Source organism: Corallococcus sp. 4LFB (assembly GCF_046520365.1).
In the GTDB taxonomy this organism is placed as follows: domain Bacteria; phylum Myxococcota; class Myxococcia; order Myxococcales; family Myxococcaceae; genus Corallococcus; species Corallococcus caeni.
Window position 1 is genome coordinate 1 of sequence record NZ_JBKGHJ010000496.1, and the last position, 5,831, is coordinate 5,831.

Annotated in this window: 7 protein-coding genes and 1 pseudogene; 4 read left to right on the plus strand and 4 right to left on the minus strand. The window is 70.6% G+C overall.

Going from position 1 to position 5,831, the window contains the following annotated elements:
- Positions 1 to 174 precede the first annotated feature (174 nt).
- The 3 genes from ACLEQD_RS35015 to ACLEQD_RS35025 form a co-directional block, all read right to left on the minus strand.
- Positions 175 to 1,353, minus strand: coding sequence for a tetratricopeptide repeat protein (locus tag ACLEQD_RS35015; protein WP_410390082.1), 1,179 nt, complete (start codon positions 1,351 to 1,353; stop codon positions 175 to 177).
- Positions 1,354 to 1,568: 215 nt separating this feature from the next.
- Positions 1,569 to 2,681 carry an ArsA family ATPase gene (locus tag ACLEQD_RS35020; protein ID WP_410390083.1) on the minus strand — a complete coding sequence of 371 codons (1,113 nt, stop codon included), beginning with the start codon at positions 2,679 to 2,681 and terminating at the stop codon, positions 1,569 to 1,571.
- Entirely contained in the window at positions 2,678 to 3,598 is a 921-nt protein-coding gene (locus ACLEQD_RS35025; RefSeq protein WP_410390085.1) for an ArsA family ATPase, read from the minus strand. Before ACLEQD_RS35025 ends, ACLEQD_RS35020 begins: the two co-directional genes overlap by 4 nt.
- A 197-nt stretch (positions 3,599 to 3,795) precedes the next feature.
- On the opposite strand from ACLEQD_RS35025, the gene ACLEQD_RS35030 reads away from it, so the two are divergent.
- The 3 genes and pseudogenes from ACLEQD_RS35030 (at position 3,796) to ACLEQD_RS35040 (ending at position 4,390) form a co-directional block, all read left to right on the plus strand.
- Entirely contained in the window at positions 3,796 to 4,107 is a 312-nt protein-coding gene (locus tag ACLEQD_RS35030) for a hypothetical protein (RefSeq protein WP_410390087.1), read from the plus strand.
- A 20-nt stretch (positions 4,108 to 4,127) separates the two neighbouring features.
- Positions 4,128 to 4,202 (plus strand): annotated as a pseudogene (locus ACLEQD_RS35035) (ParA family protein); the annotation flags it as partial.
- A complete protein-coding gene (locus ACLEQD_RS35040) occupies positions 4,199 to 4,390 on the plus strand; it encodes a hypothetical protein (protein WP_410390089.1) in 192 nt (63 codons plus the stop codon). The pseudogene ACLEQD_RS35035 and the gene ACLEQD_RS35040, both read left to right, overlap by 4 nt.
- 58 nt (positions 4,391 to 4,448) lie before the next feature.
- On the opposite strand, the gene ACLEQD_RS35045 is transcribed toward ACLEQD_RS35040, so the two are convergent.
- A complete protein-coding gene (locus ACLEQD_RS35045; RefSeq protein WP_410390091.1) occupies positions 4,449 to 5,123 on the minus strand; it encodes a polyhydroxyalkanoate synthesis regulator DNA-binding domain-containing protein in 675 nt (224 codons plus the stop codon).
- A gap of 168 nt (positions 5,124 to 5,291) precedes the next feature.
- Between ACLEQD_RS35045 and ACLEQD_RS35050 the strand changes: the two genes are divergently transcribed.
- Positions 5,292 to 5,831 (plus strand): zinc-ribbon domain-containing protein (locus ACLEQD_RS35050; RefSeq protein ID WP_410390092.1); only part of this gene is annotated, 540 nt, incomplete at its 3' end.

Here is a 5,831-nt window from a genome sequence, read left to right on the forward strand (position 1 = left end):
CGCGGCCGCCGCTCCCCGGTACACGGGCCGCACGAGCACGGCCAGCAGCAGCGCCGACAGGGCCAGCCGCACCAGCGGCTCCACCGCCGCCCGGATGTAATAGGGCTGGTGGTAGGCGTGGATGTCGGCGAGCTGCTCCGGGGTGAAGAGCGGTTCCATGGCCGGCGGAGCGCTCTAGCGGTGCCTCGCGCCCGCGCGGGAGGCGGGCATGGGCACGGAGACCTCGCCCGGCTCCGTGTCGGCGTCCGCGAGCAGGAGCGACTTCACCTTCTCCAGGCTCTGGCGGGTGCGGTCCACGAAGGCGCTCTGCGAGCCGATGCGCTCGGCGGCCTCCAGCGTGCGCTCGTAGATGTTGATGGACTTGGTGAGCAGCACGCGGATCTTCTTGCGCAGCTCCTGGCGGTAGACCTCCGCCTCCTCGCCGTCGAGCTCCGGGGGCGTGGGCGAGTTCACCATGTGCTCGTAGAGGTTCTCGTAGAGGGCGCCAATCTGCGAGCCCGCGGCGGTGGCCCAGTAGCCGTTGCCCACGCGGATGGAGCGCAGGTAGTGGCCCTGCGCGGACAGCAGCAGCTCCGCCTTGTAGTTGAGGTCCTGCGCCAGGCCGTCGCTGCCCCGGCTGGCCTCCAGCTTCACGGCCTCGTAGTGCAGCCGGTAGATCTCCCCGACGAAGAAGTGCGCCTGCGCGGGGAAGTAGTCCTCCACCTCCGCCTTGTCCGGCAGGGCGTCATACGCGGCCAGCGCCTTGCGCAGCGTCGCCTCCGCGTCGTCGGTGCGGCCGGCCTCCACCTGGCAGATGCCCTGCTGCACCTGGGCCTCGATGCGGCGGCCCGCGGGCAGGTCCTCGCGCGCGGCCAGCGTCGTCAGCAGCTTCGTGGCCTCCTCGTAGCGCTCCAGGTGGTAGAGCGTCTCCGCCACGCGGAAGGACGCGTCCAGCGCGTCGCCCTGGCCCTTCTCCGGATCCGCCAGGTCGGAGAAGCGCCCGTAGGCGTCGTCCCACTCCTTGAGGCGCTGGTGCGCGAGGCCCGCGTTGTAGAGGGCCTGGCGGCGGTGCGGGCTGTTGGGGTGGAAGTCCGCGAGCCGGCCGAAGTAGCGCGCCGCCTGCTTGAAGTCGTTGGCGGCGAACGCGGAGGTGCCGCCCGCGAAGAGCTCCTCGTCGTTGAGCTTGTCCAGCTCCAGGTCCGCCGTCACCATGACGGGGTCGAACTCCACGACCTGCTTGTTCGCCGTGGCGTCCGGCTTCGCCGCCGCGCCCGTCGTGCGGCAGCCCGTGAGCGTCAGGCCCAGGCCCAGCACGCCCACCCACAGCCACCGCCGGGCGACTCCGGCTGCCTCCATCCGCTTCCTGCCGTGCATGCACCCGCTCCCGTCCGGACACCCGCGTCACCCGGCGTGGTCCCGGACATCGACACCCCGGAGACCCGACAGGTTCCCCGGATGGCTTCAAGCGCCCGCTATTCTAATGCGGGCAGGGCTCCGGTGCTCTGTCGCCCGCCTGCCCGGCATGAACGGCCGCGCGCGCCGGATATGCCCGGCGCCCACGGCGTGTCACCCGGGGTGGGGGAGGGCCCTCAGGCGAGCACGTCGTCGCCCAGGAGGTAGCGGCCGGTGCCCCACAGCGCGGTGAGGTCGTGCACGTCCAGCCCGAAGCGGGGCACCTGGATGAGGGGCGTGCCCGGACAGGCCGCGCGCAGCTGCGCCAGGCCCTCCAGGTCCTGCTGCGCCAGCACCTGGGTCTCGCGCAGCGTCTCCTCCACCTTCGCGCGCCGGGTGGGCGTCAGCGTGGCCGCGTCCGCCCACTGCGCGGGGGTGGGCATGGGGTGCACGCGGTTCACCACGATGGCCGTCATCTCCATGCGGTTCTGCCCGAGCAGCTTGTGGAAGTGGATGGCTTCGTCCAGCCGCTCCGGGTTGGGGCTCGTCACCAGCACGAACCCCGTCGTCTTGTCCTCCAACAGCTCGCGCACGCCGCGGGCGCGCTCGCGGAAGCCCTCGTTCATGGAGGAGAGCGTCACCATGAAGGAGGACAGCTCCTGGAGCATCTCCGTGCCGGTGAAGCGCGACAGCGCGCGCGTCACGTAGCTGCCGCCCAGGTTGAAGAGGGACAGGCCCACCTTGCCCGCCTTCAGCGCGGGCGTGAGGAGCCACTTGGCCGCTTCGTTGTCCAGGAAGTCCAGCACCCGGTTGGGCGCGTCCAGGAAGTCCAGCGCGTGCGCGGTGGGCGGCGTGTCCAGCACCACCAGCTCGTAGTCCGTGCTGCGGCGCAGGTCCCAGACCTTCTCCATGGCGATGTATTCCTGGCTGCCCGCCAGGGCCGTGGAGAGGGACTGGTAGAAGCGGTTGGCGAAGATGCGCTCGCGCTGCTCCGGCGGGGCCACGCGGGTGATGAGGTCGTCCCAGGTGGCCTTCATGTCCAGCATCATCGCGTGCAGGGCGGCCTTGGGCTTCACGCCCAAGGGCTCCAGCACCGACGCGGGGACCTCCGCCTCCGTGTTGCCCAGGCCGGAGAGGCCCAGCGAGTTGGCCAGGCGCTTCGCCGGGTCGATGGTGCACACGATGCTGGGGCGGCCATCCACCGCCGCGCGCAGCGCGAGCGTCGCCGCCACCGTCGTCTTGCCCACGCCACCGGAGCCCACGCAGATGAGCACGCGCTTGTTCGCGAGCGCCGCTTGCAGCGCCGTCATGCTCCCGTGCCTCCCTTCACCATCGCGTCCAGGTGCCCCATCACCGTCTCCACCGCGTCGCGTCCGAAGCGCGGCACGAACAGCCTGGGCACCGTGTACACCGGCGCGTGGAGGTTGCGCTCCAGCTTCGTGCCCGCGAGCACCGCCTGCGACGCCCGGTCATGGTGCGCCTGGGCCACGCGCATGAGCTCCGGGTGGCCCGAGAGCGCCTCCAGGTCCGCCTCCGTGAAGCGCAGAGGAAAGGCCTGGTTGAGCACCGCCGCGTGCGTGCGGATGTGCACCCTGTCCCGCAGCGCGCCGTGCAGCTCCAGCGCCTCGTTCACCGGCATCTCCTCCGGCAGCGCCACCAGCACCGCGGCGGTGACGGAGGGGTCCACCAGCAGGTCGCGCATCTTCATCGCCTCGCGCGTCATGGGCCCCGGCGGCACCGTCTGCAGCAGCACCTGCGGCACGCTCAGGAAGGAGATGGCGTGGCCGGTGGCGGGCGCGTCCAGCACCACCGTGTCGTACTTCCAGCGGCCGTCCGGCAGCTTCTCCTGGAGGTGGAACATGATCTTCCCCAGGAGCACCAGCTCCTGGAGCGACGGGATGAAGCGCAGGAAGTAGCGCACCAGCCGGTTCTCGAAGACCGTCTTGTAGAGGGTCTCGAAGCGCAGGACCATCAGGCCGTACTCGCGCATGGCCTCCTGGGGGCGCACGTTCACCGCCCAGAGGTTCTCCTCCAGCAGCTTCACCTCCGGGCCCGCTTCGGGCAGCTCCAGGAAGCGGCTGACGCGCTCCTGGGTGTTCACTTCACACACCAGGGTGCGCCGACCCGCGCGCACCGAGGCGAGGGCCAGGGCGGCGGCGACGGTCGTCTTCCCCACGCCCCCCTTGCCAGAGACGATCCACAGGCGTTTGTCGAGCAGTCCGGCCATAGAGGGCGCGCGAACCGTAGGGATGGCCCCCCGGAGAGTCAACGAGAGTCCACGAGCAGAAATCCCCATTGTTCCCCTGCTTGACACGTCGCGTTGGCCCCTCCCAGAGTGCGGCGTCCTCTTCCTGACGTCCCGCCTGTCCCGCCGGCCCGGTCGCCTGGTCCGGGAGCGGGCCGGACCTGAACGGTTCCAAGAACATGCTCAAGAACAACCCGGTGATGAAGAAGCTCGTGGAGACGGGCGAGGAGCGCGTGGGCAAGCTCGCGCAGCAGCTCTTGTCCAACGAGAAGTTCGTGGCGGCGGTGCAGGGGCTGGTGTCCCGCTCGCTCGCGGCGAAGGGCACGCTGGACTCCGCGCTGCGCACGGCGCTGTCGGCCATGAACCTGCCGTCCACGGCGGACCTGGAGCAGCTGCGCTCGAAGGTGGACGACCTGGAGCGGCTGCTCGCGTCCGTCGAGGGCAAGGTGGACACGCTCGTGTCGAACACGTCCTCGAAGAAGAAGGCGTAGCGCGCGCCGCACCCCAGGCCCTGCGGCGCATCGCGTTCATCAACGAGAAGGGCGGCACCTGCAAGACGACGCTCGCGGTGAACACCGCCGCGTGGCGCTGGACGGGTGCGCGGAGCTGGCAGAGACGGTGCGCCAGATGGACGAGGCGCAGAGCCACGGGAAGACCATCCGGGAGTACGCGCCCCGGAGCCCGGGGGCGCGGATGCTCGCGGCCATCGCGGCGGAGATTGACGGCGGCTGCGCTCCGGTGAAGCGCAAGCGGACCGCGCCGAAGGTGGCCTGAGCGGCGGCGCCCGCTTCCTCGCGGGCGCCACGTGCCTTCAGCCGCACCGGCGCTTGCTTCAGGACGCGCCGGGGTCCTGCTTGTCGCCCTTCTCCACGGCGTCGAGCTTCTTCTCCAGCTCCTCCAGCCGCTGAGAGAGCGCCTGCATGTCGCGGCCCAGGGCGGGGAGGTTGCCGGTGAGGTTCTCCACCACCTGCTTCACGCGCTCGTCGATGCGGCGCTGGAAGTCCTCGAAGGCGCGCTGGCTGGCCTTGAGCAGCTCCGCCGGGTTGAGGCTCGCGGCGTTGCCCTCCGCCTGGGGCGCGGGCGTGGCGGCGGCCGCGTCCGGGGGGGCCTCCTGGAGGCTGCCGTCCTCGCGGCGCAGGAGCTTGTCCAGCCGCTGCTCGGCCTCCTCGCGGATGGAGGCCACGCGCGGCGTGACCTCCTTCTGGATGAACCCGGAGATGGACTCGCCGGGGTGGCGGATGATCTCCCGCAGCACCGACAGCGGCATCTGGTTCTTCTTCTTCTCCTCCTCGAAGATGATCTGCGCGAGGGTGACGGAGGTCAGGTCTTCCTTCGTGCGGTTGTCGACAATCCGCACCTCGGTGCCCTCCTTGATCATCGCGGCGATCTCATCGAGCGTGACGTACCGGCTCTCCACGGTGTCGTAGAGCTTCCGGTTCGTGTAGCGCTTGATGATCTTCGGCTCCTTGTTGCTGCTGGGAGCGTTTGCTTGCTCGGCCTCGCTCATGTCTGTCGTCTCCGACCCCGGCTGCGCCTTGGCATTTACTGGTTTACTACCTGATTTCCAAAGGGGCGAACCTCGTATCAAAGGGGTCGGAAGCGAGCAAGTTGCCCGGGTCCGGCTCGCAGTGGTTGGCGGGTGGGCCTATGCTTCGAGTCCCCCCGACCCGACCCCATGATCGTCCAGTGTGAACAGTGCCAGACGCGGTTCAAGATCCCCGACGAGAAGGTGACGGAAAAAGGGGTGAAGGTCCGCTGCACCAAATGCCAGAACACCTTCCGGGTGGCGCGTGAGCCCGCGCCCGCCCTGAGCGCCCCTCCGCCAGCCGCCCCTCCGGCCGTGCAGGCGGACCCGTTCCAGGCGTTCGGAGACGCCCCGGAGCCCACCGGGGAGGTCACCCGCCCGGGACCTGCGTACTACGCGCCCGGCGCCCCCGCGGTGAAGACCCCGGTGAAGACCTGGGGTGACGTGGACGTGGACATCGACGTGGACACGGGAGGGGCGACGATGCCGTTCGACCCGCCCACGTCGTCCCCGGGCATCGCGGCCCGGCGGCCCGCGGCCCCGCTGCCGTCGCCCACGAACCTGTCCGGGCTGGACCTGGAGGACCCGTTCGCGGACTTCATGTCGGACGCGCCCGCGCCCGCCGCTCCGGTGGCGGCTCCCCGGCCCGTGGCCTCTGCCCCGTCGGGGACCTTCCGCGCGGTGCCTCCG